The 25,961-nt window shown below is 45.2% G+C and carries 25 protein-coding genes and 1 other RNA gene; 9 read left to right on the top strand and 17 right to left on the bottom strand.

Annotation, left to right across the window (positions count from 1 at the left end):
- Positions 1 to 599: 599 nt before the first annotated feature.
- Together ssrA and smpB are read right to left on the bottom strand one after the other, a co-directional pair.
- Positions 600 to 955, bottom strand: a transfer-messenger RNA (tmRNA) gene (gene ssrA, locus DVO77_RS04110).
- Between the two features lie 116 nt (positions 956 to 1,071).
- On the bottom strand, positions 1,072 to 1,566 hold the full coding sequence (gene smpB / locus DVO77_RS04105; RefSeq protein WP_110456451.1) for an SsrA-binding protein SmpB: 495 nt from the start codon (positions 1,564 to 1,566) through the stop codon (positions 1,072 to 1,074).
- A 203-nt stretch (positions 1,567 to 1,769) separates the two neighbouring features.
- Between smpB and DVO77_RS04100 the strand changes: the two genes are divergently transcribed.
- The gene (locus DVO77_RS04100) at positions 1,770 to 2,204 is read left to right on the top strand and encodes a type II toxin-antitoxin system RatA family toxin (protein WP_110456452.1); all 435 of its coding nucleotides are present in this window, start codon (positions 1,770 to 1,772) and stop codon (positions 2,202 to 2,204) included.
- 24 nt (positions 2,205 to 2,228) lie between these two features.
- Positions 2,229 to 2,561, top strand: coding sequence for an RnfH family protein (locus tag DVO77_RS04095; protein WP_110456453.1), 333 nt, complete (start codon positions 2,229 to 2,231; stop codon positions 2,559 to 2,561).
- 120 nt (positions 2,562 to 2,681) lie between these two features.
- Here the strand turns inward: DVO77_RS04095 and DVO77_RS04090 are convergent, their stop codons facing one another.
- Positions 2,682 to 3,191 (bottom strand): outer membrane protein assembly factor BamE, encoded by a 510-nt coding sequence (locus DVO77_RS04090; protein ID WP_110456454.1) that lies wholly within the window; start codon positions 3,189 to 3,191, stop codon positions 2,682 to 2,684.
- A 664-nt stretch (positions 3,192 to 3,855) separates the two neighbouring features.
- Here DVO77_RS04090 and DVO77_RS04085 point away from each other — a divergent pair.
- From DVO77_RS04085 to DVO77_RS04075, 3 genes are all read left to right on the top strand, one after another.
- The gene (locus DVO77_RS04085) at positions 3,856 to 4,647 is read left to right on the top strand and encodes an SAM-dependent methyltransferase (RefSeq protein WP_211328771.1); all 792 of its coding nucleotides are present in this window, start codon (positions 3,856 to 3,858) and stop codon (positions 4,645 to 4,647) included.
- Positions 4,648 to 4,709: 62 nt separating this feature from the next.
- Positions 4,710 to 4,931 (top strand): hypothetical protein, encoded by a 222-nt coding sequence (locus tag DVO77_RS04080; protein WP_110456456.1) that lies wholly within the window; start codon positions 4,710 to 4,712, stop codon positions 4,929 to 4,931.
- A 1-nt stretch (position 4,932) separates the two neighbouring features.
- Entirely contained in the window at positions 4,933 to 6,699 is a 1,767-nt protein-coding gene (locus DVO77_RS04075) for a GGDEF domain-containing protein (protein WP_162924140.1), read from the top strand.
- A 307-nt stretch (positions 6,700 to 7,006) separates the two neighbouring features.
- Here the strand turns inward: DVO77_RS04075 and DVO77_RS04070 are convergent, their stop codons facing one another.
- The 4 genes from DVO77_RS04070 to DVO77_RS04055 all read right to left on the bottom strand — a co-directional run bounded on the left by DVO77_RS04070 (position 7,007) and on the right by DVO77_RS04055 (position 8,669).
- The gene (locus tag DVO77_RS04070; RefSeq protein ID WP_162924139.1) at positions 7,007 to 7,264 is read right to left on the bottom strand and encodes a hypothetical protein; all 258 of its coding nucleotides are present in this window, start codon (positions 7,262 to 7,264) and stop codon (positions 7,007 to 7,009) included.
- Between the two features lie 116 nt (positions 7,265 to 7,380).
- Complete coding sequence (locus DVO77_RS04065) at positions 7,381 to 7,785, bottom strand: DoxX family protein (protein WP_373317378.1); 405 nt, start codon at positions 7,783 to 7,785, stop codon at positions 7,381 to 7,383.
- A gap of 31 nt (positions 7,786 to 7,816) precedes the next feature.
- Entirely contained in the window at positions 7,817 to 8,239 is a 423-nt protein-coding gene (gene ohr / locus DVO77_RS04060) for an organic hydroperoxide reductase Ohr (protein WP_110456458.1), read from the bottom strand.
- 214 nt (positions 8,240 to 8,453) lie between these two features.
- Positions 8,454 to 8,669 carry a TIGR02450 family Trp-rich protein gene (locus DVO77_RS04055; protein WP_119977580.1) on the bottom strand — a complete coding sequence of 72 codons (216 nt, stop codon included), beginning with the start codon at positions 8,667 to 8,669 and terminating at the stop codon, positions 8,454 to 8,456.
- A gap of 352 nt (positions 8,670 to 9,021) precedes the next feature.
- Here DVO77_RS04055 and DVO77_RS04050 point away from each other — a divergent pair, with 352 nt between their 5' ends.
- Entirely contained in the window at positions 9,022 to 9,810 is a 789-nt protein-coding gene (locus DVO77_RS04050) for an alpha/beta fold hydrolase (RefSeq protein ID WP_119977434.1), read from the top strand.
- A 544-nt stretch (positions 9,811 to 10,354) separates the two neighbouring features.
- Here DVO77_RS04050 and hpf read toward each other — a convergent pair.
- The 10 genes from hpf to DVO77_RS04000 all read right to left on the bottom strand — a co-directional run bounded on the left by hpf (position 10,355) and on the right by DVO77_RS04000 (position 23,434).
- Positions 10,355 to 10,711 (bottom strand): ribosome hibernation-promoting factor, HPF/YfiA family, encoded by a 357-nt coding sequence (gene hpf, locus DVO77_RS04045; RefSeq protein WP_110456460.1) that lies wholly within the window; start codon positions 10,709 to 10,711, stop codon positions 10,355 to 10,357.
- Positions 10,712 to 11,186: 475 nt separating this feature from the next.
- Entirely contained in the window at positions 11,187 to 14,483 is a 3,297-nt protein-coding gene (locus DVO77_RS04040; RefSeq protein ID WP_119977433.1) for a S41 family peptidase, read from the bottom strand.
- Positions 14,484 to 14,650: 167 nt separating this feature from the next.
- Complete coding sequence (locus DVO77_RS04035; protein WP_119977432.1) at positions 14,651 to 15,538, bottom strand: hypothetical protein; 888 nt, start codon at positions 15,536 to 15,538, stop codon at positions 14,651 to 14,653.
- Entirely contained in the window at positions 15,525 to 16,112 is a 588-nt protein-coding gene (locus DVO77_RS04030; RefSeq protein ID WP_119977431.1) for a sigma-70 family RNA polymerase sigma factor, read from the bottom strand. The genes DVO77_RS04035 and DVO77_RS04030 overlap by 14 nt, the downstream gene beginning before the upstream one ends.
- 317 nt (positions 16,113 to 16,429) lie before the next feature.
- On the bottom strand, positions 16,430 to 16,939 hold the full coding sequence (gene purE, locus DVO77_RS04025) for a 5-(carboxyamino)imidazole ribonucleotide mutase (RefSeq protein ID WP_110456463.1): 510 nt from the start codon (positions 16,937 to 16,939) through the stop codon (positions 16,430 to 16,432).
- A 280-nt stretch (positions 16,940 to 17,219) separates the two neighbouring features.
- The gene (locus tag DVO77_RS04020; RefSeq protein WP_110456794.1) at positions 17,220 to 17,837 is read right to left on the bottom strand and encodes a transglycosylase SLT domain-containing protein; all 618 of its coding nucleotides are present in this window, start codon (positions 17,835 to 17,837) and stop codon (positions 17,220 to 17,222) included.
- Positions 17,838 to 17,950: 113 nt separating this feature from the next.
- Positions 17,951 to 18,376 carry a hypothetical protein gene (locus tag DVO77_RS04015; RefSeq protein ID WP_119977430.1) on the bottom strand — a complete coding sequence of 142 codons (426 nt, stop codon included), beginning with the start codon at positions 18,374 to 18,376 and terminating at the stop codon, positions 17,951 to 17,953.
- Positions 18,376 to 19,959 carry a glutamate--cysteine ligase gene (gene gshA / locus DVO77_RS04010; protein WP_119977429.1) on the bottom strand — a complete coding sequence of 528 codons (1,584 nt, stop codon included), beginning with the start codon at positions 19,957 to 19,959 and terminating at the stop codon, positions 18,376 to 18,378. The genes DVO77_RS04015 and gshA overlap by 1 nt, the downstream gene beginning before the upstream one ends.
- 179 nt (positions 19,960 to 20,138) lie before the next feature.
- Entirely contained in the window at positions 20,139 to 22,973 is a 2,835-nt protein-coding gene (locus tag DVO77_RS04005) for a M16 family metallopeptidase (protein ID WP_119977428.1), read from the bottom strand.
- A gap of 38 nt (positions 22,974 to 23,011) precedes the next feature.
- Positions 23,012 to 23,434 carry a YqaA family protein gene (locus tag DVO77_RS04000; RefSeq protein WP_110456467.1) on the bottom strand — a complete coding sequence of 141 codons (423 nt, stop codon included), beginning with the start codon at positions 23,432 to 23,434 and terminating at the stop codon, positions 23,012 to 23,014.
- A 272-nt stretch (positions 23,435 to 23,706) separates the two neighbouring features.
- Here DVO77_RS04000 and DVO77_RS03995 point away from each other — a divergent pair, with 272 nt between their 5' ends.
- The 3 genes from DVO77_RS03995 to DVO77_RS03985 all read left to right on the top strand — a co-directional run bounded on the left by DVO77_RS03995 (position 23,707) and on the right by DVO77_RS03985 (position 25,940).
- Positions 23,707 to 24,954: a dicarboxylate/amino acid:cation symporter gene (locus tag DVO77_RS03995; RefSeq protein ID WP_119977427.1), complete on the top strand. Its 1,248-nt coding sequence runs from the start codon at positions 23,707 to 23,709 to the stop codon at positions 24,952 to 24,954.
- 373 nt (positions 24,955 to 25,327) lie between these two features.
- Positions 25,328 to 25,513 carry a hypothetical protein gene (locus tag DVO77_RS03990; RefSeq protein WP_110456469.1) on the top strand — a complete coding sequence of 62 codons (186 nt, stop codon included), beginning with the start codon at positions 25,328 to 25,330 and terminating at the stop codon, positions 25,511 to 25,513.
- Positions 25,514 to 25,598: 85 nt separating this feature from the next.
- Positions 25,599 to 25,940, top strand: coding sequence for a PBPRA1643 family SWIM/SEC-C metal-binding motif protein (locus DVO77_RS03985; protein WP_110456470.1), 342 nt, complete (start codon positions 25,599 to 25,601; stop codon positions 25,938 to 25,940).
- Positions 25,941 to 25,961: the final 21 nt, after the last annotated feature.

Genomic DNA, 25,961 nt, shown 5'->3' with positions numbered 1-25,961 from the left:
TGTTTAGCGGCCTTTGAAGGTTATTGTTAATCTTGTATTGGTAATGTTCTGGGGCTTGAGCTTGCGCTACGAAATCCGCACTCTTCCTCACCCTCCTGCGCGCTTTATACCTTAATTTTTTTTCAGTTTTAGATTATTGCAGTTCATAGGCGCAGCCAGCGCCACACCTAGGGCTTTTATGCGATCGAAGATCTGAAAAGATCGAAGTTTTTTTCAGTGTTTTACAGTTCCATACAGGCGCTGTGAGAGCATGTGGAATTACCAAAGCCGCATAGTTGCTGGGTTTTGTCTCGTTTCCGTGTTTTTTTGCGTGAGGCGTGAAAATTATGGGTAATGATCGAAATGTTTTAAAACAGTGAATTACGCAAAAATAAAACTGAAATGAAATTAACCTGATTTACTTGCGAAACAATAAAGCGACAAGTGACTAGTTGTGGTCAAAAATCTTAGTTACGTGGGCAAATTGTGGACATAGGAGTCAAATTTCAGTTTAAGTATTTACTTATTAAGTGGGTGATCACCAGATACAAAAAAGCCGCTAAACCCGTCTGGTAGGGGTTTAGCGGCCTTTTGAAGGTTATTGCTAACCTTGGTTTTGTTGGTGGAGGCGGCGGGGCTCGAACCCGCGTCCAAAAAGCCTACATCCTCGGCGCTACATGCTTAGTCTCTCTTTTGGTTAACCAAGTACACTCCGAAAGACAGGATTGCAATTGGCGAGTTCAGTACTGTTTCGCGGTTCACCCCTGAACGTGGTTCCCTCGCTATCAAATGTAAAGGTGACCATCTTATTACTCTGCCCATTTGAGAAACGTGAGCAAGATGGCTAGCTAGCCTAAGCTGCTAGAGCGTAGTTATCGTCGTTTGCAACTATAACTGTGCGGCTTTTTACGAGGCCAACCGCCCCTCGGCATGCTCCTAGGGTTTCGTGAATCTTGTCGAATCCAGAATCGCCCCCAGTACAATATGATTGTAACCGTGAATGCCTCTATTACCAAGGATTAATCCAGTAGATACAATCGATTGTTGTTTATCTGTACGTTTTCACCTATTAAAACAGTCGATTATCTTGGATTACTGTTGAACGGCTTTTTTCATCGTACGAGATTTTTCAATCTTCCATTCGCGCTCTTTGGTATCGTCGCGCTTATCGTGTTCTTTCTTGCCTTTACCTAAACCAATCTCAATTTTTACCCAGGCACCTTTGCGCCAATACATAGAGATGGGCACTATGGAGTAGCCTTGACGATCGACTAATCCCTGTAGTTTGTCCAACTCTTTGCGATTGAGCAGTAGCTTTCTGTCGCGCATGGGGTCGCATACAACATGAGTTGATGCAGTATTAAGTGGGGAAATGGTACAACCGAAAAGATAAGCTTCACCGTTGCGCAAGAACACATAGCTCTCGGACAGGTTTACTTTTCCGACTCGGATAGACTTTACTTCCCAGCCCATTAAGGACAAACCAGCTTCAAATTTTTCTTCAAATTTGTAATCGAAAGTTGCGCGTTTATTGCGTGCAATCGTCGCTGATGGATTTTTTGAGTTTTTTGCGTTTTTCTTAGCCATAGGCTAGCTATTATACGCGCGGCGATTTAATTTGGAATTGGCTGAAGAGATTATTTCTGTTTTTTGTTGGGTTCAGTGAACGTATTGATGGTTTTTCACCCAGTTTTACGCGGTGCAGTGTAGGTGATCCTTATGGCTGGTCGTGTTAAAATTGGCGCCAGATTTTTATTTGTCAGCCCGATGGTGTTAGGTAAAGCGAACATATGGCCAAGATTTCCCGCAGTGTATTAGTGCGCTTTAGTGCGATGCAGATGTATGAGTTAGTAAATGATGTTGAGTCTTACAAAGAGTTTCTACCTGGCTGCGTTGGTGGCACAGTGCATGAATTTGACGGTCAGACCATGGTGGCCTCTGTCGATGTTTCCAAGGCAGGAATAAGTAAGACCTTTACCACTCGAAATCAGGTTATCCCCGGTGAGCGTATTGAGCTGGCTCTAGAAAATGGTCCATTTAAGCATTTAAACGGCTGTTGGGTATTCACGGCATTAACTGAAGATGCCTGTAAAGTCGATTTTGAACTCAATTTTGAGTTTTCCAATCCCATGGTAGATATGGCATTTGGTAAGGTGTTTAAGGAGTTAATGTCATCTATGGTCACGGCTTTTACTAGCCGAGCAAAAGTCGTTTATCAATCTTAGTTTACTGAAGGAAGTTGAGTCACTATGATAGAACAAGAGAGTTTTGCAGTTGAAGTGATCTATGCGCTGCCGACACAACAGAAGCGTATTACGGTAACTGTGGCTCCAGGCACTACGTGCATCGAAGCGGTTAAACAGAGTGATATATGCCGTTTTTTCCCTGAGATAGATCTTAAAAATGTCAAGCTAGGTATTTTTAGCCGTGCGGTTAAGCATGATGAGGTACTTCAGCCAGGGCAACGAGTAGAGATTTATCGCCCGCTAATCGCCGATCCTAAGGATGTGCGCCGCAAGCGTGCCGAGAAAGCCAAAGATGAAGGCCGTGCTAATAAAATTACAGGTGGCCGCGTAAACTAACCAAGCTTGTAAAATTGGTTGCAATAAAAAAGGTTCTTAGGCTTATGCGTTAAGAACCTTTTTATTGAAGTAAACGCCACTCATTTTTTAAATAAGCTTAGTTAAATGAGCTTAACTGTGTCATTCAAATTCTTGCTGTTTATTCAGCTCTTGCGTTTTTTTCTCTTCAACCAATGGCTTAGTATCTGGACGTTGTTCCGGGTTTAGTGGCACCAAGTCACCTTGCTCACTAACCAAAGATCTCATTTCAGGTAAAGAGCTTTGCTCCAGTGGCGTAGCAAACTCCGGTGATAATTCATAGTCGCCAACCACTTGGGTCAGTTTATCTTGCTCGAAGTGCAGCACTAACTCTTTGTGTATGATGCTAGCGTCACGACCACTTTTATAATGGTAAACATAGTACCAAGTATCGTCTGCGAAACTATCGCGCAATACGGGACGTCCTAAAATATACTCTACTTGTTCTTTGGTCATCTCGATACGGAGTTTTTCAACTTGCTGAGTTTCCATATAGTTGCCTTGAGGCACATCAGGTTTGTAAATCAGCCAGTCAAAAACACTGCATGCACTGAGTGAAAGTGATAATGCGGCAACGCCGAATAGAGTAATGCTGTGCTTTTTTATTGTCATTGAAATGCGCTACTTCCCTAAAAATCTGCTAGCCATAATACCCAAGCTATGACCATGCTGACAAGCGCTATCGTTATTTAATCAGATAAGACGCATGCCGTTAAAACAAGCTGTTGAGCTAAAATGGACTATCAAATATCCCTTGAGTCGAATGCTCAGTCTGACAGGGATTAAACCAATAAGTTTCTTATCTCAGTTGAATAATCTACTGATGGCTGTCTAACCTCACTTTTTAATTGCGGTTAAAAATGGGAGGATTGCCCCCCTTGAGCAATGATCCATTACGTTATTACTTTACCTCAAACTTAGCATGGGTGTAACGAACCAGAGGATTAACACCTTAATCGCCTATCTATTACAGGTAACAGATACAAATGAATATAACTGGAATAGAGGAACATCACACTTGTTGATGACGACTATCCCCTTAATTTAGGTAAAGTGGACTGTATGCTTACACATTTACTCAACCGAGTTATTAACAAGTATTTGCAATGTTAATAATTGTGGTAAGTTAAGTCATAAATGTTGAGCCGGTGATTTGTGAGCGTTAGTAACGCCTTGTACCAATGACAAACAGCCATATTCGGTATCGTCACTGGATCTGAAGGTAAATGATTAACGTCATAATGGGATTGATTGAGTAATGAAGTCTAATATAAATGTGGGAAGTTTAGTGTGTGTTGGCACAGGGCTCAATCTAGCCGGACAGATTAGTGTCATGAGTCAAAGTCATATTGAACAGGCAGATGTGGTGTTTTGTTTGGTGCCAGATCATTTTGCACAATCTTGGCTTGAGTCCCTTAATAATGATGTGCGTTCATTGCAATGTTATTACGCTCAGGGCGATGAAGTAAAAAACCGCCGCGACAGTTATCAGCAAATGGTTGATGCTATTGTTGATGAAGTGCGCGCCAACAAAAAAGTGGTGTGTGCACTTTATGGCCATCCTGGTGTGTTTTCTTGTGTATCACACATGGCTATAGCCAACGTTCGACAATTGGGATTTAGCGCTAAGATGGAACCCGGAATTTCGGCAGAGGCCTGTTTATGGGCCGATTTAGGGATTGATCCCGGTAACTCTGGCCATCAGAGTTTCGAGGCAAGTCAGTTTATGTTTTATTGCCATACGCCCGATCCAACGGCGTATTTGCTACTTTGGCAAATTGGCATTGCTGGTGAACATACCATGACCCAATTTCACACCAACGCCGATAGGCTACAAGTGTTGGTTGAGCAATTGAGTCAGTGGTACCCACTTGAGCATGAAGTGGTCTTATACGAAGCGCCTAATTTACCGATACAAGAACCACGGATAGAGACTTTGTTATTAAAAGATTTATCCAACGCCATGTTAACACCAATTACCACGTTATTGATGCCACCATCGAAGGCGTTAACGATTAACCATGCTGTACTGGCAAAATTAGGGATAACAGCGGCCGAGTTAGGATAATGCGACTGCCGGCGCAACAAACTACAAATATTAAATTCAGCATAAAATGGAGAGTAAAAAAGATGGCAACAATAAATGAGTTTTTTGAACAATTAGGCTCAGATGCTGCATTATTAGACGCATATAAGCGCGATCCTAAAGGAGTGATGAAAGCGAATGGTTTAAGTGACGAAGCAATTGAAGCCATTATGTCTGGCGATAAAGCACGCATCGACCAGCTGGTAGGGCCGAGTAAAAAGAGTGTCATTTATCAAGTCGTATATGCGCCTAAAGATAATAACTAAATTGAAACGCTATACCTTAATTTTCTTAGCCTTATTAACCACGATCTTCCCAAAGATCGTGGTTGCGGACGTGGTGCAAAATATTGATGCATCATTGGATGCGCTCGAAGCGGCTGTAGCTTCTAAACCAGCCGATGTTGAAGCGCTACAGCAACAATTAAAACCTCAACTAGACGACTATTCACAGCAACAAAAGATCCGTTTTTGGGTGCTTAATAGCGTCTACCATATTTATCAGTCTGACTATAACAGTGCGCTGGAGATCTTAAATCAAGCCGAAGCGTTATCGCCCACCAATAGCATGCTGACGTCGATATATTTGTACAAAGCAACAGCATTAATCGGCTTAAATGCTTTTTCACAAGCTCTCGACGTCATGGAGAGGAATTTAAGCCGTATAGAGTCCTTAGATGATGTGCAGTTAAAAGCCAGCTCTTATATACGGCTTGCGGCATTATTTCTTGAAATGGAGGCCTGGGAGGAAATAGAAACCTACGCCAATCAGGCCTTGCGCCTTAATAATCGTCAAAATCCTAGAAATCATTGTTATGGGCTACTGTATATTGCGGTCGCCAAACTGAAAAAAGATCAGTTAAATAGTGCCTATCAACAATTTAATGACAGTATGAATTACTGCCATGATAATAATTTTATGATGATTGAAGCTATGTCACTTAAAGGGATTGGCGATGTCGAACTCAAACGAGGAAACGTAGAATCTAGCATCATTTTTTTAGAAAAAGCATTACAGGCCTATGAACCATTTCAATATCAGATTGAGATTAACCATATACATTCACTATTGGCTATGGCTTATAACCGCCTAGGCAAGCCACAGCAAGCTCAATATTATGCTGATCTTGTTATTGCTGCACCCAGCCATGGAATTAACCTTCAATACCAAAAAGATGCTTACAAAGTACTGGCGGCCTTATCGCAACAACAAGGCCAATTTGAATCAGCCTATAACTATTTGAATCGCTATCAAGAGATCAGTGAAAATTTACATAATGAAACTAAAGCTAAGGCTTACGCCTATCAATTAGCCAAATTTGATAATGTAGAAAAAACACGTGAAATCAAAATGCTAAATCAAGATAGAGCCTTGTACACAGCACAGCAAAAAGTGATGGAGCTACAACGCTATAAAGAAAGTATGGCACTCTTAGTTGCATTAGGGTGTTCGGTGTTTTTTATTATTTTCGGCGCTACCATGTTTTTACAAAAACGAAAATACAAACGTGTCTCAGAACTCGACCAGCTAACCGGTATATTTAATCGAGGAACCGGACAAGATCTCGCGGAAAACTTATTTATCGATGTGATAGCCCGACAGGGAAAGTTTAGTGTGGTGATGTTTGATCTCGATAATTTTAAAGCCATCAATGACACTCTTGGTCATGGGACCGGAGACTGGGCCTTAAAGCATGTGGCTCAAGTTGTCCGTCCATTGTTAAAGAGCCGCGATCTGTTTGTGCGTATGGGCGGAGAAGAGTTTGCACTATTTCTTCCTGATGCAGATGCTGATGTTGCATTAAATATGGCAGAGCAATGCCGTGCGGCAATAGAAGCCATTAATACTAAACCACATTATAGTGATTTAGTGATAACCGCCAGCTTTGGTGTGACAACGAATATCGACACTGACTTAAGCCTTGACCCCATGATGAAACGAGCTGATATCGCCATGTATCAAGCTAAGTTGCAGGGTCGTAATTGTGTGGTCGAATACCAAGAAACAATGTCTATGATCGCAGCGATAGCTTAAGTGCTTAACTAGCCCCCCTAACCTTTTACACCTGATATTAATCATCTAACGCTTCCTCTGTTCATTTTTGTTTAACAGCCCCACCATCAATGGCAACTGGCAGCTTGAACCGCCGCTAGCATACCACTTAGACGCAGCCCTAAAAACAACCAGACTAACCCATTAATGCAAATAAACAGCATAGTGGGTTACCCAAAAGGCAGTGGCCATTGGCGTGCTCAGCGCCAAGCCAACACAGGCTTGTCCAGTGATGCCTGTACATTCGCCGTTAAGCCCAAGCGACTTAAATAACTAAGGCACTAATTTATTAAGGTAAAATGGCTAATACTACTGCAAAATGGCGCATGACGATAAGCGGCAAGCGAGGCACTCCCACTGTTACCGCATCCACCAGCCAGTAACCACCGACCAACACGGTTAAGCTAATGGCAACATGTTGCAACCAATACGGTAGTCGTCGCTGCCCATACGCTAACTCAGAGTGCGCCCTAGCGTACTTAGCGGATAAGTACAGTAAAACAACAGCAGGATAGACATAGTCAAGAGTGGCCAGAAAAATCGCCAAACTAAGTAACATAAAAAAGAATTGACACAATTAACCTTATTCAGGCTTCATCATGTCAATTCAAACGCAATGGCAGATAAGCTTTGACAATTTTATCGCGCACCATATTCGCAAGCTTAAGCGTTTACTCTTTGTGAGTCGGCAGTTTGATTTGTCCCCGCTAACACCAACAAGCCTGCCAAGATCCCAAGGTTTTTAACGAAGTTTTGCATCTCATGCGCACCTTCTACCCCGTTGAAATTCCAAAAGTCATGCAAACTAAAGTTAATCACGATAACCAAACCAGCCAATAACAGTGAAGCCAATCCGGTGTAACGATTTAAGATTAACGCTAATGCCGCAGTAATTTGGAACACACCCGCAGCGGCTAATAACACAGGTATCATCACCATATTGTGCTTTTGCATCAGCGCCACATGCATATCCCAGCTGATGAATTTCATCATCCCAGGTAACAAGAAATAAAGTGCCAGTAACACCCTGCCGATGGTGACAAATATTGGGGCCATATTATTCAACATGATTCTCCATTAATCAGTGTTAACCAACTTATTACAACTGCTGACCATTAACATGCAAACTCACGTCGATATTGTTACGTACCGCATTCGAGTATGGGCATACTTGATGAGCCGTGGCGACTAATTTAACCGCTTGTGCTTGTGGTAAATCCAGCATCACGCTCAACGCTACACTTAAGGCAAATCCACCTTCTACACGCGCACCAATCCCAACATTGGCCGTCACTGGCGCTGCAGTTAAATCGATTTTAGCTTCGCGGGCAACGTGTAAAATCGCATTTGAGAAACAGGCACTATAACCTGCGGCAAACAGTTGCTCTGGATTTGTGGCTTCGCCGCTGCCGCCCATCTCTTTTGGATAACTAAGCATGAGAGCTAGATTTCCATCATCGGTGGCGACATGGCCGTTGCGTCCTGCACTCGCTGTGGCACTGGTTTGATATAAGGTTTTCATCATGTTCTCCTTGAATAAAATTATTATCAATGCACAGCCCATTGGCTCACGGCCAAATAACTGCAGTTTCAACATCTACGACAACTAGGTTGTGCGCAACTGATTAGCTTATTTATAACCGCAAAATAAAATACACGCAAACTAATTGCGCACAATCATTGTACCAAAATAGAAATTATCCTTATCGAAAAAAGCGGTTAACAGGCACGCCTAGTCAACACCAACCGAGTCGCCACACCGCTTTGTCTTTTAATTCACGCCAATTTATGGAGTATTGCTTGTGACTTATCACCGCCTCGATAATACACAGGGTAATATTGCGCTGTTCATCTAACTCGACTTCCACAATGGTAAAGTGCTTTTCACGGTTCATGGGGACCACTTTGGTCCATTTACTATGCAGTAATTTTTTAGGATTAACGTTATTCATGCTGAGTATACGCATGGGTGCGACGTTTAGTTCAATAGGTATGCTAATCATTAGGATCTTTTGCTGTTTAATGGTTACAGCAAAGAGTTTAGGGCCGACAATATCGCCTATCACCACTATGGTCGCTTACCGCGAATTTAGACGTTATGAAGTAGACCTTAACAAGCGTTTTAGTTGCAACTTATACCACTGCGTAACCTACTACTTACCAATACGCCCCTTACTATTGAACAACAAAAACTCAAAAACTTTGATCTCATGCATTAACATTTACTAGACAGTCTATTTCATTAGTCCTATTGTAAAAATAGAGTATATACTCTAATCATTTCACGATATAGCTGGAGTCACAATGGTTGAAATAATTGATGTAAACGGAACCCAAGTGCATGTCCAAGGCCAGGGCGAACAGACCATCGTCATGCTTCACGGTTGGCCTGACACCTATAGGCTCTGGGATCCCCAAGTAAAAGTGCTGCAATCGAACTATCGCTGTGTCAGATTCAGTCTACCTGGCTATGAAAACAGCCAATCACGCACCTTATATACGTTAGAGCAGATTGTTGACCTTATTGATGCGGTTATCACAGCCGTCAGTCCCAATCAAAAAGTGGTGCTCATGCTCCATGATTGGGGATGCTTTTTTGGTTACCAGTTTTATATGCGCCATCAAGAGAAAGTAGAAAAGATCATTGGCGTAGACATTGGCGATGCTGGCTCTGCGGAGCACCAATTAAGCACTAAGGTGAAAGCCTTTATGTTTGCTTACCAGATGTGGTTAGCGACCGCTTGGAAAATCGGTGGTGGCTTGGGTGATACCATGACGCGCAAAATGGCCACATGGCTGCATGCTCCTGGCGATCAACAACTGATCAGCGCTTCGATGACCTACTCCTATTACTGGAAGTGGAGCCGCACCTTAACAGGTAAACCTTTAGGCCATTTACCCTTAGAGATTAAATGCCCACTGCTGTTTTTATACGGCAAAAACAAGCCAGGCATGTTCCATTCTGAACCTTGGGCTAAAAAAATGGCTGCCAGAGAAGGTAACCAAGTTATCGCCTTCGATACGCGCCATTGGATCATGACTGAAGCCCCTGGAAAATTTAACCAAGCTATTATTGAGTGGTTAGCCAAATAACACTCTCGTGCTCAGTGCAAGCCCAAGCGTTGAGCACGTTTACCTTTACTATCAACCACTTAAAACCAGGCTGCTACAACTTAATATACCCACTCTCTAGCTATAGGGCTTTTAAAAGACGTTTTCTCCCCGTTATATTAGCTAATTGACCCATTTTATTCAGTCTCTCCAACATATGCTTTTGACTCTATTTCAAGCTAAATTTCAAGCTAAAATAAATGTGCCCAGCGATAGATATTGGCTCAACGATATCATCAAACCTGAGAATATTATATTTGATAAGTCTCTGTGCCTAAGCCATTACCAAACTGGTGCAATAGAGTTTGCCGTGAACCACTAACATAGACCACGATCTTAGCGTTTTGACGATGTGATAGCTAAATTGTGACGTGATGGGAATCGATGTTGTGCAGAAAACATAGTGGTTTGGCTTTGTTCTCTAGCATGGAGAAAGCTGATCGGTTAATGAATCTAGCTAATATTATTTAGCGTGGCCTAGCAACAAAAAACCACCGGTTAAGGTGGTTTTTGTTATCAATAAAGCTTATACCAGTTTCATCTCTTGGATGATTTCATGGGCAATTTCTGGCGTGGTGCTGACAGGCTTTTCATGCAGATCGGCCTTGAGTTGCCCTTTTCTATGCTTGAGCGCTGCATCAAGTTTCTTGGCCGCAGTCGCTATAGCCGGATACATCACTTCACCACTACCTGAAGCTGAGATTCGGCTACCTTCATAATTTGTTCTAAGTTCGGCTTGATACTCGCCATGTTCTTTGGAAATAATGACATCGAGTGAAATTAACGTCGGAAAATGTGTCGCGATTTTGGAAAACTTTTGATTCACATGTTCTTTGATCGAATCGGTAATATCAACGTGGTGACCTGAAAGATTTATTTTCATAGGTTTTCCTTTTAAAAATGACTTCAATAATGAACTTGGGGCAGCTAGCTGAAAAACAAGTCGCTGATGCGTTTTTTTTCAATTTGACCTCAATTAATCATGGGTCAACAACCAGTAGATCTCCATTCATTGCCCTGCTTCATATGTAACGCCGTTACCGTTTAAAAGCAAGCCTGTTTGCTTAGATATTGATAATAAAGCAGCTATATCACTCATAAACGGATAAAACTAAACAAAAATTAATCTGCCCCTTTGCGCTCAACTAGATTCACGTTATACACATCAGGGTTCAAACCTAGTTGCCTTCATTGAATTTTGAACCTGTTAGGCTAAAGTTTCAGCATCAAGCTATCACTATCGCAACTTTATGCAGCCCATAAAAATGGGGGCTATCCACCTGGGAACAGCTTGGCGAATACCCCCCTAAAACATCATCACGCTGATCTGATTTATCAACGCGCTAACGCGAGCTCAGCTATTGCAGCAAACTCACATCATCAGCAAAACCGCTAGTCGGCATTGGCTGTGCTTTTAAAGGAGAAACGACTTGCTCCACTAATTGCGCTTTTAAATAGCTAATGGCTTTTTCAAGCTGGGCATCATGGCCATTGAATGTCGCGAGCGGTAAATTATCGACCTCAATATCTGGACTAATACCTCGGCCTTCCACAATCCAGCGACCATCCATGGCATACTGTGGATACTCAGCAACACGCGCCATACCTTTATCGGTAAGCGCGTTGCGACCCGACAACCATACACCTGCGCCGGCGGTTTGTTTACCAATCAATGGTGCAATGCCTAACGCCTTAACTCCCGCAGAGAAGGTCTCCCCATCTGAATAGGTCAGTTGATCAGTCAATACCACAATGTGACCACGGAAAGCTTGTTGCATATTGCTATTGGGAGTGCCTTGGGTGGGCTGCCAGAACATCCAAGCACGGCGCAGCAGTTTTTCGATGATCCAGCTGTCGATGTTACCGCCACGATTACGACGCACATCGATAATTAATCCCTGTTTGTCGATGTTGGCGTAAAATTCACGTGCAAAACTGGCGATATCACCGGCGCCCATGGCGTAGAGATGCAAGTAGCCGATATCACCTTGGCTGTTATCACTCACCTTCTGGCTATTATGATTCACCCAATCTAAATAGCGTAATTTGGCATTGGTCCGATTATCAATGGGCTCAACCACGGTTTTAATGCTGTTTTTATTACGCTTTAACGTCAGTAAAACCTGCTTATTGACCTGATTACGTAAAGCCTTGGCGACATCGGCCACCGTGTTAACGGATTTACCATTAATGGCGCTGATGATATCACCAACTGCGGCGTCAACCTCTATACGGCCTAAAGGCGAAGCATGGCTAGGTAACTCGGCATCATTTTGATAAATATGGCTAATACGAACCCCATGCTTAGTTTGCTCCAAACGTGCCCCCAAATTAGCCGCCTTGGGCTGCTTAGCGTCAGCGGGGAGATCGCCACCATAAACTTGCGAATGTAACGAGTCTAATTCGCCCATCATCTGCTTAAAGAGATCGTTAAGTTCATGGCGGTCAGTGAGTCTTGCCAACAATGGTTGATATTTAGCTTTCGTTGCTTGCCAATCGAGACCGCGCATGTTTTTGTCAAAAAAGGAATCTCGGTGCATGAGCCACGCATCTTCAAACATCTGCTGCCATTCTAGCGGCGGCGAAATCGCCAGTTGCCACTGATCGGTACGTACTTTAGCGCGGCTAATATCTGTTGGCAGCTTCTCGGCGGTATCGAGGATCAGCATCTCTTGCCCAGCGTTACTGTGCCGACGGATAAACAGCTTACTGTCATCGGCAGATAAGCTATAGCTGGCGACATCATCGCCAAAGGTCTCAACTTTAGGCTTAATAGGATCAAATTTAATCCACTTTAGCGAAGGAGCCGAGTCTGGTGTAGCCGAGTGAGACAGCACATATAACCCCTTTTCGGTCACCTGCAGCTGACTATAATTGCCAGATTCAACCGGAACTTGCCATAAACGTTGAGCCAATCCTTGCCAATCGACACGCGTTTTTATGTCATCGTCTTGCTCGTCATCAGGCTGAGGTGTCAGCTCAGTGGGTTTACTAAAGGGGAACTGCGCATCTGCGCTTAGCGCCACGGCAAACAGTTGGCTACGATTATCGAACATAGGGCCCATGTTACGGTCGCCCCACGGCGAGGTAGGAGTCGCTTTAAATGCACGATTAGATATGAAGTATAACCACTGACCGTCGTCACTAAAGGCGGGTGAGAAGGATTCATATTTATCGCTAGTCAGAGCCTGTGCTTTCTCTTTTTTTAATGAATACAGCACGATTTGCGGCCGTAATTGACCTTGTTCATCTTTGGTGATGGCCATAAAGCGACTGTCATTTGACCATACCACATCACGATATGGCCCCAATCCTTGGCCTTGAGTGATGATCTTATTGTTACTGCCCTTTTCTATGTCGAGTAGCCACAGATTGCCATCGTAGTCATCGTGGGCGATATAGCGCCCATCGGGTGATAAATGCAGCCCCATGCGTAAAGTATGGCCGTTGGTAGTCAATTGCTTCGCTTGTCGGCTGCCATCGGCAGCAAAGCGCCAAATCTCCTGCTCTCCAGAGGCATCGCTAATACCGTACACCCATCGGCCATCAGGGCTCATGACCCCGTGTCGCACGCGATGATCACCCGGTAACGCCAACTCGACTAAGCGCGAACCATCCGTGCCCGCTATCGCCACATGGCTTCGCGCAGTGACCACTACTTTGTCGCCTGCAGGCGATAACTGGGTATCGGTGGCAAACTTCATCGGCTGCGTAACCCAATGTTCACGTCGCTGTGAAAAATCAGATGTCAGCCGTATATCGAGGGTTTGCATCTGGTTAGTGGCAATATCATACAATTGAATGTCCGCCCCTTGTTGGAACACAATACGGCCATTATCCATACGGGCACCACGCACTTGCCAGTCATTAAACTGTGTGTGCTGACGTACGTCATCGCCGTTTAGGGCCATCGACCAGATATTATCGTTACCACTGGCATCACTAACAAAATACAGCCGCTCTTGCCACAACATGGGTTGACGCACCGAGCCTTTATGAGTCCCTGTTAGCTTTACTGCTTCATCTTGGCTACCTAAGGTATAGCGCCACAACTCGCCTTTGGCGCCGCCACGATACACCTTGGCATTATCGCCTGTGGTTTGCAGACCAAAACGGGTGAAATACAGCGTAGCTCCAGTATCATCGATAACCCCTTCAATCGCATCGGCTAACGGCAGATCTTTAGTGGTTAAGCTGACAGGATCGACACTTTTAAGGACCCAGTAATTAGCCGGACCAAACGCATTGTCGGTGGCGTAAAGCACCTGGCCATCGGCGGTCCAGCCTTGCACTCGCACTCGGCTATTCTCAAAACTGACCCGCTTGGCTACACCGCCCTGAATAGGAATAATGTACACCTCACTGGCGCCATCATAATTGGCAACATAAGCAACCCATTGACCATCTTTAGAGATAGCGGCGCCCAGTTCTTCTGCTGGCAAGCTGGTAAGCCGGCGAGCTTGAGGATCGTTTAAGTGCTGAGTCCATAAATCGCCTTCGGCGGTAAACACCAAGGTATTATCATTTAAAGCAGGGGCGCGATAGTAACCCTGATTAATCAAGTTCGAGGCTGCATCGGAGGCAGCGATAAGCGGGGTCGTGTGTAAGGTGCCTAATGCAAGCACGCAAGAGGCAAAGAGATGACTTAATTTCATATTCGGCTCATTTATTTGTTTTATCTCGTTTTTATTAGGGTAACAAGGTAACAAACTTTACCGAGCCAGGCAGTAATTTATCAGCAAATAATTATTAGCAAATGTGTCCAATTAAGTTAACCACAGCCCCTGCGGGCTGTGAACATTATGCCTGTCGATAACTCAGCCTACGGTTGGCTATGAGCGTCGATTTGTTGGCTTAAGTGGCGCCACTTTTGATGTAACGGGTGCGTCTTATCGGCTAATTGTGGGCGTTGCTGGTTAATGCGCTGCAACAATACCATCGCTTCAGACCATTGCTCAGTGCTCACAAGCTGTTGTAAGTGATTAAGCGCTTGTTTATCGGATATCACGGCTTTGGCTTGCCCCTTTAATGTGGCAGGCGGTTGGGCCTCTCGGGTCTCCGCAGCACTGGCTGCTACGGCGCTAGGCTCGCTATCCTTTACGTTGCTAGCGTCAGCCTTGCTATCGAGAATCGTAGGGGAAGAACTAACACTCTTGCCTTGCAATATCGGCGCACCTTCAGTGCTCACCAGAGCTTTATGGCGTTGGGTAGTTTCGTTTGAGTCATTCACAGTAGAAGCTGGCTCAGTGCTAACCTGACTCGTGGCAGTCATTTTACTGGTCTCTACCAAGTTGGCACTAGCATCACTCGCTATTGACTCGCCAACATTTGAATCAGCAGCTGTAGATCCTACAATTTCAGGCTCACCATTTTCAGGGGCAGCCATTGGCGCGCTCATCACCCGAGGCGCGCGCGCGGCTTGGCTCTCTAGCGCTTGTGGCGCAATAAACGCTGGCTCCATCAACAAAGGGTCTTGGCTGGTCGGGTTAAGCAGCAATATACTCACGACTAAAAGCACAGACGCCGCCGAGGAGAGCGGCCAGCGATATTGGCGCCAGAAACTCACCTGCTTAGGCGCATGAATTTTGGATGCTTGCGCCATGGCTAAAATGTGGCTGTCTAACGCCTCGCTAGGTTGCTCGGTTGCCTGTGAGCGGTACAGCAGTTGCAACGCCTTATCTACGCTGTCATCTTGGCTATTTTGTGTCATAGTGTTGTTCCTGCCATTTACCTTCGACGCACTGTTTTAGCGACTGAGTCGCATAACGCAGCCGACTTTTTATCGCCTCTAGTCCTGCGCCCGCGACCTCGGCAATCACCACAGCGGTGAACCCCATCTCCATATTGAGCAAAAACGCCTCTTTTTGAACGTGAGGTAGTAATGCAATACACTCTTTTAAGATAGTGGCTTTTTGCCCCTGCGTTGTCAGTTGCTCGGGAGCGTACTGCATACAAGGCTGCCCATCGTTTATCGGTTCCCCCTCAATAGCCGCATCACTAAAAAGCTCAACAGGTTTGAGCGCCCGCACATGATCAATTAACAAATTATGGGCAATACGATACAGCCAAGTGGTAAATTTGGCGCGGCGCTCATAACCCGCAGCGGCTTTAATCACCCGTGCCCATGTTTCTTGATACAGATCTTCAGCCAGCTGTTTGTCACCGATTTGCCTTATAAAATACCGATATAACCCGCCTTTATATTTTTGATAGAGTAGTTCAAAGGCACGCGGATCCCCATTAGCAAACTCTTGCATCAACCTGTGGTCCACTTCTGCGGCCATGACAGTTTCAGACACCTTGTCCAATATCTGCTCCCTAATCGTTTATCTGGCTAAATATTGTTTTAAAGTCTGCACTGAGTGCAGCTTTTTGTCTAGATTCAGAGACTCAGATACAAGCGCCTATTGATATTCACGTCGCCGGACACCAAAAGGGTTAACGAATCACAAAAGTGTTGCAATAAATCATACAAAACTAATGGATAAACAGTATAAAAAATGCCGCCAAGGTTAACCTTGGCGGCATTAATCGATAAGTTAGTCACTCATATTGCCATCAGGGTAATAGGCACACGGCACCTTGATGGCGACATACGTAATTATAGAGCCGCTAATTTTTCCTGTAGCTTGGCATCTTTGGCTTGCACAGCTTCTGCCGACTTAGCACGTTCTTGTTTTACTGCCTGCGCTAACTCGTCATCACCCACGGCCAACATTTGCGCCGCTAAATAACCGGCGTTTTTCGCGCCCGCGCTGCCAATCGCAACAGTTGCAACAGGCACGCCACCAGGCATCATCACGGTTGATAATAGGGCGTCATGGCCTTGAAGCGGGCCGCAGTCGACGGGGACGCCAATCACAGGGCGAGTGGTGATACCAGCGACAGCGCCGGCAAGATGGGCAGCAAGGCCGGCGGCACAGATAAAGACTTTACAACCACGGGCTTCGGCGTCGGTCACATAAGCGTGAGTCGCCGCTGGCGTGCGATGCGCAGAAGTTACTTTAGCTTCAAAGCGAATACCGAAAGTCTTGAGGACATCTAAGGTGGCTTGCATGGTGGGCAAATCTGAATCAGACCCCATTAATACGGCAACAAATGGCTTAGTCATGTTTTATCCTTTTTTGTAGGGTAGAGCTATTATTTTGGGCGCATTATAGTCATTTTTACCCTCTGATAACAGGGGCAGCATAACGATAAATTAGCCAAATATTGTTTAACTCGATGCAAGATTAACAAAGGGATGAATTGCACCACTTTCAACATGACTTTTGATTGCAAACCAATGATATGTGGCTCCTATATTAAAACATCCCACTGTACTCGCGGTTTGATAGATAAGAAAAAGCCCCGATATTCTCGAGGCTAATAGCTGATTTCATATTATTAGACTAACCAAAGAACAGGCGCCACAACCAGGAGGAGTCAAGATCTTCTTGGCAGCTACGATATTGGGCTGCATAACGTTTAGCCCGGCCATCAACCTTATCAGCCACCTTGACTAACCAGGCTTTGTGCCGATAGGTTTTACGCTTATAGCCGCCCCACCCCTCATGGTAATTGAGGTATTGATTACGCGCATCCCATTTAGACACACCATTAATTTTGTGGGTTTTATAAATAAACCACCCCATAAAATCCATCGCATCATCGAAATCACTACGACTAGACCAACTATTACCCGTTTCTCTGACATAGTCGTCCCATGTCATGGTTTTAGCCTGGGCGTAGCCGTAAGCATCACTGGCTCGGCCGATAGGAATAAAGCCTAAAAAGTACTCCATTGGCGGCGCAGCATTGTGTTTAAACGAACTTTCTTGGTACATCATTGCCAGTGGTACATGCACGGGTACGCCCCACTTTTCACGGGTGTTAACTGCCGCTTTATACCAATCTCGATGCTCTTGATAAATCGCACACAAATTTTCAGGATCTCTTGGGGGAGAGGTGACGCATCCACTAAGCAATAACACCAGCAGGCCGCTGAGCAAAGGGGCAAGAAACTTCATCATGGGGAATACCAGAACTATCATTTAATCAGCGCTATAGTTTCACATTGTTGTTAAATTGAATCAATGTAAATAAGCTGAAGTTGGGATAAGAACAAGTGAATATGCCGACCTTAACTCGCGGGTAAAAATGCACATTGGTGGGCATCTTCTGACCATACTATCGGCTGCCAATAATCGCTATCTAAGCCACGATAGACTTTATCTTGATTAAAACGCGCTCCTAAATGATAACGACGATTCGGTTTAACATCTATGGTCAATGTCTTAGTTCCTCTTGCAGCCAACTTCACTTTTAACTGCGGCGAATCGATAAGCTCCGCCACAGTGAACTCATTAACGCCCGGTGCTAGCTGATAATTGGGTTTTGAAATAACAGCCTGGCCATTAAGGTGAGTCACCACAACCCGGTAGAGCTCATCTTCTCTATCTGGCACTAGGTAACCGGAAACCGTGCCACACTGCGCACTATTATCTGGCCCAGAGGCACAGGCAGATAATAGCAGTACGAGGGGAAATAATAGTGCGCTTTTTCTCATCAGACAGCCTCTAACTTAGGCTCGGCAAAATAGTCGCTTACATACTGATCGAAACTCACAGTAGATTGCGCCTCTAATTGCGCTTGAGCCTGCAGCGAGTCGCTCGCCGCTTGTCGATAAGCTTGCTCAACATCGGCAGCCAATGGGTAGTCCATCAACTCTTGATAATAGGTTTGCGCCAAATCTTTCACCCAATAACTGTGATCTCGCTGCGTCGATAGCAACTCAGTTAAAATTTGGCCAGACAAGGTTTTTGATGGATCATCAACAGCCGCAAGCCAATGGGCTAATGTGGTGTGATAATCGCCTTGCTCACCCCCATCAAGTAATTTGGCTACACTACTTAACTCATCAAACAGTTGGTGTAACCAGCTTTGCATCGCAATCGGCTGGCCATGACGGCTTAACATTAAGCCTGGTTTACGCCCTTCAAGGATCACTGCATTTAGATTTTGGCTGATCTCCGCCTCTTCTGCTGGCGTCGATTTTGGCGAAGGGCTGAGTAAACAATGCAATAAGAACAGATCTAAGAAACGGATCTGCTGTGCATCAATCCCCACAGATGAGAACGGATTAACATCAAGAGCTCTGACTTCGATATACTCAACGCCAGCGCGCGCTAAGGCTTCTGACGGTTTTTCACCCTCTTGAGTCACTCGTTTAGCCCGTATGGGTGAGTAAAACTCGTTTTCAATTTGCAGCACATTGGCATTAAGCTGGCGATATTCACCATCAACCTTAACCCCTATTGCTTCAAATTTCGCCGAGGGCATCTTAATCGCTGCTTGAATACCGGTTAAATATTCAGCCAGTGAGTTATAGCTTATATTTAACCGCTCTTGTTCTTTATTGGTATAGCCCAAATCGCTCATGCGCAGTGATGTCGCATACGGTAAATACAAGGTGCCTTTACCCAACTGTTTAAATGGATGAGTCGTGGGTTGATCTTTAATAAAAGAGCTACATAAGGCCGGGGATGCACCAAACAGATAAGGCAACACCCACACTTGACGGCGGTAATTACGGATCAGGCCAAAATAGGACTCTGAAATAAACTCATCGCGGCTAAGCTGTTTATCTGACGCCTCATAGAGACGGTCCCACAAGGCTTGCGACACCGAAAAGTTAAAGTGTACCCCAGAAATAATTTGCATCAGGGCGCCATATCGATAGGTTAACCCTTTACGATATAAACGCTTGAGTTGCCCCACGTTTGAACTGCCATAATCGGCAATGGGAATATCGGCAACATCACCCACATAACAAGGCATACTCACGGGCCACAACTGTTGTTGGCCTATATTGCGTACAGTAAAGGCATGTGTCTGCGTTAAGTCGGTCAGTAGGTCGTCGATATTTTGATGCACTGGAGTAATAAATTCTAACAATGACTCACTGTAATCTGTGGTGATACGAGAGTTAGTTAGCGCGGCACCTAAGCTCTCTGGATGTTTGTCCGTTGCTAGATCTCCCGAAGGTTCAATGCGCAGTGCTTCTCGCTCAATACCACGTACCATACCTGTTAGCGCATCTCGCCCCTGCTCATCGTTAAGCAGGCCAATAACTTCAGTGAAAGAGTTCAATATCTGTGTCTCTTATTGCTTCAACATGATCATTTGCAGGCTAGACCTACAAAACGCGTGATAAATTTCACTCGCCAAAAAACAGTACCCGAACGAGCTTAGTGGCAAGTCAAAAAAAATAAAGCGGTGAGCTAAATCAAGCATCACCGCATCGTTAATATTGGGGTAAAAATATCAAATTACAATGCTAAAGCACGCACTGGATAACCCAAGGCTTTAATGTCGGCTTCAATATTGGCTTTATCACCCACAATCAATACTATCATTTCAGCTAGCTGAAGTTTAGCGCTCGCCAAGTTATTTAGCTCCTCTTTAGGAATATTTCTAATAATATCAGCCTGAGTCTGAGTAAAATTAGGGTCGAGGTTAAAGCGCTGGATCCGGCGCATAAAGCCCGCTTTCTGGTAAGGCGTCTCATAATCGAGCGCTTGACTTTGCGAGACAGAGTTACGCATAAAGGCCAGCTCTTGATCTGTCATGCCACTGGCTTGATAGCGGTTAATCTCCTTGGCAAACTCAACTAGAGCCTGAGCGGTAACATCGCTACGAACGCTGGCCGTGGCTTGGAATAGCCCCTGCTCACTGCCGCCAGAGAAGTAACTTCTCGCACCATAGGTGTAGCCTTTATCTTCGCGTAAGTTAAGGTTAATACGACTGTTAAAGGCACCGCCTAAGGGATAGTTCATCAAGTAAGATTTAAAATACTCGCCTGTGGCATCAAACGGCATTGCTCGCTGCCCAATCTTAATCACCGACTGCGCCGCTCCCGGCTTGTCGACAATATAGACAGTCCCCGCCTCAAGTGCCGGCATTGCCGCTAAGGCAGGTAATGCACTCGACTCACCTTGCCAGCTCGATAATCCTTGTAACTTGCTGAGCAGTTGTGGCTGCATTAAATTGCTCACCGCCACGATTTGCGCGTTACCGGCGCGGTACTGCTGCTGGTAAAATCCTTTTACATCATCAAGGGTGAGCGCTGATACACTGGCAATGGTGCCTTCGCTGCTGATCCCAAGAGGGGTGTTATCGCCAAAGAGCAAGGCATCAAAACCACTGTTAGCGATATAGTTAGGATCTGACTGCATATGTTGCAGACTTTGCAAATGTTGCTGCTTAACACGCTCGAAATCGGCACTGTTAAAACCCGGTTTAAAGAGCTTTTCTTGTACTATGGCCAAGGTTTCGTCAATATGTGACGTCAGCGCCGACACCTTAACGTAGCTTTGATAGGTGCTAGCCCCAAAGCTGACCGTACTGCCTAGCATCTCTAACGCCTGCGCCAGCTCTTCAGTGCTACGTAATTGGCTCGACTCATTAAGCACTGATGCGGTTAAGTTGGCTAATCCGGCTTGCTTAACATCCACCAAACGGTGTCCGCCATTTAAGTAGATCATCAACTCAATGGTGGGGGTTTCGGTGCTGGTGGTGGCCATCACGTCAATGCCATTACTGAGTGTGTCGGTCCATAGCACAGGCACGGTGATCATCGGCGCAGCTTGAGGTGTTGGCATAATGCTGCGATCAAACGACGGCGCAACGGCTTCAACAGTCTCAAGACCGGTTACCGCCTGCTCTGCAATCTGCGGCGCTGGCGCAACATAGTTATCTTCATGGGCAATTAGCTGAGTTTGCCCTTCAGGCACGACACTCATCACCACCATAGGCTTGTTTTTAATGTAGCGGTTAAACACCCGCATCACATCTTCTTTGGTGACGTTGGCGTAGCGGGTTAAATCGTACGCTATCATATCGGGATTGCCGAAAAAGGTTTGATTTAACGCCAGAGTTGACACTTTGCCTTTAACACTCTGTAAACCAAAAATAGTATTGGCTTCAAATTGCACTTTGGCTTTTTGTAGATCGTCATCGGTCACGCCACGTTGCTCAAATTCGGCAATCGACTCAAGTACCCGCGCTTCAATGTCGCTCAGTTCGCCACCACGTGCAGGGTTAGCTAAGGCGTAAATAGAAAACTGACATGCCAGCTCCTGACAAGGATGACTGACACCTGCTTGTACCGCATAGCCGTCTTTAACGAGGTTTTTATAGACTAACGAGGTTGGGCCACCACCAATAATATTAGACAGCAGATCGAGCGCTGCCTCGTCTTGATGACTGGCGTAAACCGTAGGAAACGCCATTCTTAATAGGGGTAAGTGCACCCTATCTTCCATCGAGATATAACGCGTCTTATCTAGTGTCACCAGCGGCTTAGGTGCAGCGGTCACTTCTGGACCACGCGGGATCTCGCCAAAATATTTATTCACCCACGCCAATGTTTGCACTTCGTCGAAATCACCACCTATGGTCAAGGTGGCATTATTGGGGCCGTACCAACGCTGGAAGAAATGTTTAACATCGTTCACATCGGCACGATTTAAATCATCGGGCCAGCCGATAACTGGCCATGAATAGGGGTGGCCTGCAGGATATAGCGCTTGGTTAAAACGCTCGCCCATACGCCCATAGGGTTGGTTATCGATACGCTGGGCGCGCTCGTTTTTGACCGTCTCGCGTTGTACCTCAAATTTCTCTTCTGTCAAGGCGGGCAAAAAGTATCCCATGCGATCGGACTCAAGCCACAACATTTTTTCTAATTGGTTGCTAGGCACTGTCTCAAAATAGTTAGTTCGGTCGGTATTAGTCGTGCCATTTAACGTACCACCCGCTTCGGTAACCGCTTTAAAATGTTGCTCGTCGGCAACATTCTCTGAGCCTTGAAACATCATATGTTCAAATAGGTGAGCAAAACCTGAGCGCCCAGGCAGCTCGCGAGATGAGCCAACATGATACGTCACATCGACATGCACCAAAGGATCTGATTTGTCTTGGTGTAATATGACAGTCAAGCCATTAGCCAGCTGATATTTTTTGTAGGGAATTCCCACACCTGATTCGGTGGTGGTGACTGTTTCAACTAGCGAAACCCCTTGCGGCAAACTGGTCGACACATTCGACGCAGAACAAGCGGTCAACGCTGCCGAGATAGCGGCAGCTAATATCCATTTCTTCATTAATTTTTTACTCCTGTGTTAACTCGTAGGCCTGTGCCTTACAACCAATGTAGCGTTAACGCTGCAACCAGCAGATAACGTATTCCTTTTCCAATAAAAATCATGATACTCGACTTCACCACTGGCAGCTTTAGCCAGCCTGCCAACAGGCATAGTAGATCGCCAATGAGTGGCATCCACGCCAGTAATAGACTCCAATAGCCATAACGCTTCAGTAAACCAATACTGTGCCGGTATCGTCCTTGCGCCATCGCTTCGGGCGTCGTAGCAAAGCGCCCCAATGTGCCCAAATAATAACTGGTAATGGAGCCTAATCCATTACCTAACGTCGCCACGATTACCAAAGGTAACCACTTCTCAGGCGTGTTATCGATTAACGCCACCAATAAAACTTCCGAACCGCCAGGTAACAAGGTGGCAGCAATAAATGCCGCACTAAACATCAACCATAACTCGGTCATATTGGCTTACCTAATGAAAAAAAGTAATTTTTTATGTACAACATCCTGTGTCTGGTCATGTTATGCCAAGGTTAAAACTTAAAAATATTAAAACATTCTTTTTAATGACAATAAGTTATAACAAAATCAATTTTGTAAGCAAGCCCAAGGGGCTATAGAATGACGCCTAATAAAATAATATGTTGAGCAGCCTCGATGACTTGCGCAAAACAAGCGCTCTTCCCGACTCAACGGTTCCATCCTCAACACAACATTAAATTGGAAATTATCCCATGTGGCAAACGATTAAACAGATCCCCTTTTGGCAAAAGGTGCTGGCTGGTTTTATTTTAGGGATCACCTTTGGCTTAGTATTAGGTGAGCAAGCGACACAATTAAAGCCTTTAGGTGACCTGTTCATTGCAGCCATTAAGATGTTGGTCGCGCCGCTGGTGTTCTGCGCCATTGTGGTCAGTATCACGTCGTTAGGGAGCGGTGTCAGCCTTAAACGTCTGAGCTTTAAAACCCTATTGATGTTTATGTTTACCGGCACTATCGCCTCATTGATCGGTTTAACCATTGGCAGTTTAATTGATATGGGTGGCACGCTCGAGCTGGCGACAACAGAGGTGCGTGAGCGTAATGTGCCTGGTTTTGCTCAGGTGCTGCTTGATATGGTGCCCGTCAATCCGTTCGCTTCCCTTGCCGAAGGTAAGGTGCTTCAAATTATCGTGTTTGCAGCCCTTATTGGTATCGCCATCAATAAGGTTGGGGAAAAAGCAGAGCCATTAAAGCGCACTATAGAAGCAGGCGCCGAGGTGATGTTTCAACTCACCCGTATGGTACTGCAGCTGACTCCTATTGGCGTATTTGGCCTAATGGCTTGGGTTGTGGGCGAATATGGGTTATCAATGCTACTGCCGTTAGGTAAGTTTATTGCTGCTATCTACCTTGCTGCCGTCATTCACATTCTATTTATTTACGGCGGATTAATAAAATTTGCCGCTAAGCTAAGCCCAATACAATTTTTCCGTAAAGCGATGCCTGCCCAGCTAGTAGCCTTTACTACCGCATCAAGCTTTGGCACCTTACCCGCCAGTACCCGCGCGACAGAGTCCATGGGCGTCTCTAAAAAATATGGCGCCTTTGTGCTACCGCTTGGCGCGACCATGAATATGGATGGTTGTGGTGGTATCTACCCAGCCATTGCTGCCATATTCATCGCGCAGATCTACGGTATTCCGCTAGATATGACCGATTACATGTTGATTGCTGTTACGGCCACTGTTGCCTCTGTCGGCACCGCTGGCGTACCGGGTAGCGCCATGGTGATGCTGTCGGTCACTTTAGGCGTTGTGGGGCTACCACTAGAAGGTATCGCCTTTATTGCCGCTATTGACCGCGTTATCGATATGATCCGCACAGCTACCAATGTCACAGGTGACATGATGACGGCCGTTGTGGTGGGTAAGTCTGAAGGTCAACTCGACGAAGCGCAGTTTTACAACAACGAAGAGTCCACAGTAAGCGCGGCGGGTTAAGAGGAACCGCCCGTTAACCTAAAGCAACCCCATAAAAAAACCGCTAATGCGGTTTTTTTATGCTTTGACATTAAGCTATGCCTACACTGATTTTAGCCTTAATGAGGTAAATACTCTTTCACAGGCTAACTTAAACGAATATATCAAGGGAGCGCCCGTTGGCGTAGGCTTATTCTGCGTAATTATTACACATGAGCACATCCTCTACTCCTCGCTATGTTAACGCTTAACAATGGCTATTTTGCCGCGCTACTGATATTTATCAAACCTGAGTCTCTTGAATGCGCTAATGGAAAATATTCACATAATGATGTGGATAGCGCGCAAAGCGTATTATACTTGAGCAATATTTACGCTTACTTTTAGGATATTTATGGCTCGTCTGTTTTTACTTCCTATTGTGTTATGCCTATTTTGGACCCTGTTTTTACATTTAACTGGCGTGCCGTTAAAACAGGGCAAAAAAGGCTTTATCTATATCATCGCGATCAGTATGACGGTGATCTTATCTTTGGGCTTTATACTCTGGCTCACCGCCGATCAGAATCTGAGATATTAATTTGCCTAAGGCGCTAGTGCTCATCGCAAGTTCTGGTAAGATAACGGCCCTTTTGACGCCGTGAAGGCAATACTCTGGAAATGCTATGTCTGATAAGTTTTTCTTTAAAGGCCGTAAAACGCCTAAGCCAAAACATGAAAGTTATGGTTATAACACTAAGCGAGTCGCTAAACCTGGCAGTGAAGCGTTTCCGCTAGCACTTATCGTCAATAGTGAAGCTAGGTATGCAGAAGTGAAGGCATTAGTCGATGAACATCAACTAGTCGCCAACATCGACATCAAGTCTGAAGTCGCTGAAGATATTAGCGCCTTGATGGGGATTTTAAATAAACCCAAAACCGCCACTGTGGAGAAAAAACCACAGCGCAACGATCCCTGCATCTGCGGCAGCGGGCAAAAATACAAAAAATGTTGTGGTAAGCAATAAGTGGTTTAGCAGTGATAGCCT

Source organism: Shewanella algidipiscicola, assembly GCF_003605125.1.
In the GTDB taxonomy this organism is placed as follows: domain Bacteria; phylum Pseudomonadota; class Gammaproteobacteria; order Enterobacterales; family Shewanellaceae; genus Shewanella; species Shewanella algidipiscicola.
This window is presented reverse-complemented; position numbering and strand designations above follow the sequence as displayed.

Bases quoted from the DNA above. Each gene is read 5' to 3' on its own strand.
- smpB (WP_110456451.1), bottom strand. From the start codon at position 1,566: ATGGCTAAGAAAAACGCAAAAAACTCAAAAAATCCATCAGCGACGATT.
- DVO77_RS04100 (WP_110456452.1), top strand. From the start codon at position 1,770: ATGGCCAAGATTTCCCGCAGTGTATTAGTGCGCTTTAGTGCGATGCAG.
- DVO77_RS04095 (WP_110456453.1), top strand. From the start codon at position 2,229: ATGATAGAACAAGAGAGTTTTGCAGTTGAAGTGATCTATGCGCTGCCG.
- DVO77_RS04090 (WP_110456454.1), bottom strand. From the start codon at position 3,191: ATGACAATAAAAAAGCACAGCATTACTCTATTCGGCGTTGCCGCATTA.
- DVO77_RS04080 (WP_110456456.1), top strand. From the start codon at position 4,710: ATGGCAACAATAAATGAGTTTTTTGAACAATTAGGCTCAGATGCTGCA.
- DVO77_RS04065 (WP_373317378.1), bottom strand. From the start codon at position 7,785: ATGTTGAATAATATGGCCCCAATATTTGTCACCATCGGCAGGGTGTTA.
- ohr (WP_110456458.1), bottom strand. From the start codon at position 8,239: ATGAAAACCTTATATCAAACCAGTGCCACAGCGAGTGCAGGACGCAAC.
- DVO77_RS04055 (WP_119977580.1), bottom strand. From the start codon at position 8,669: ATGAATAACGTTAATCCTAAAAAATTACTGCATAGTAAATGGACCAAA.
- DVO77_RS04050 (WP_119977434.1), top strand. From the start codon at position 9,022: ATGGTTGAAATAATTGATGTAAACGGAACCCAAGTGCATGTCCAAGGC.
- hpf (WP_110456460.1), bottom strand. From the start codon at position 10,711: ATGAAAATAAATCTTTCAGGTCACCACGTTGATATTACCGATTCGATC.
- DVO77_RS04040 (WP_119977433.1), bottom strand. From the start codon at position 14,483: ATGAAATTAAGTCATCTCTTTGCCTCTTGCGTGCTTGCATTAGGCACC.
- DVO77_RS04035 (WP_119977432.1), bottom strand. From the start codon at position 15,538: ATGACACAAAATAGCCAAGATGACAGCGTAGATAAGGCGTTGCAACTG.
- DVO77_RS04030 (WP_119977431.1), bottom strand. From the start codon at position 16,112: ATGGCCGCAGAAGTGGACCACAGGTTGATGCAAGAGTTTGCTAATGGG.
- purE (WP_110456463.1), bottom strand. From the start codon at position 16,939: ATGACTAAGCCATTTGTTGCCGTATTAATGGGGTCTGATTCAGATTTG.
- DVO77_RS04020 (WP_110456794.1), bottom strand. From the start codon at position 17,837: ATGAAGTTTCTTGCCCCTTTGCTCAGCGGCCTGCTGGTGTTATTGCTT.
- DVO77_RS04015 (WP_119977430.1), bottom strand. From the start codon at position 18,376: ATGAGAAAAAGCGCACTATTATTTCCCCTCGTACTGCTATTATCTGCC.
- DVO77_RS04005 (WP_119977428.1), bottom strand. From the start codon at position 22,973: ATGAAGAAATGGATATTAGCTGCCGCTATCTCGGCAGCGTTGACCGCT.
- DVO77_RS04000 (WP_110456467.1), bottom strand. From the start codon at position 23,434: ATGACCGAGTTATGGTTGATGTTTAGTGCGGCATTTATTGCTGCCACC.
- DVO77_RS03995 (WP_119977427.1), top strand. From the start codon at position 23,707: ATGTGGCAAACGATTAAACAGATCCCCTTTTGGCAAAAGGTGCTGGCT.
- DVO77_RS03990 (WP_110456469.1), top strand. From the start codon at position 25,328: ATGGCTCGTCTGTTTTTACTTCCTATTGTGTTATGCCTATTTTGGACC.
- DVO77_RS03985 (WP_110456470.1), top strand. From the start codon at position 25,599: ATGTCTGATAAGTTTTTCTTTAAAGGCCGTAAAACGCCTAAGCCAAAA.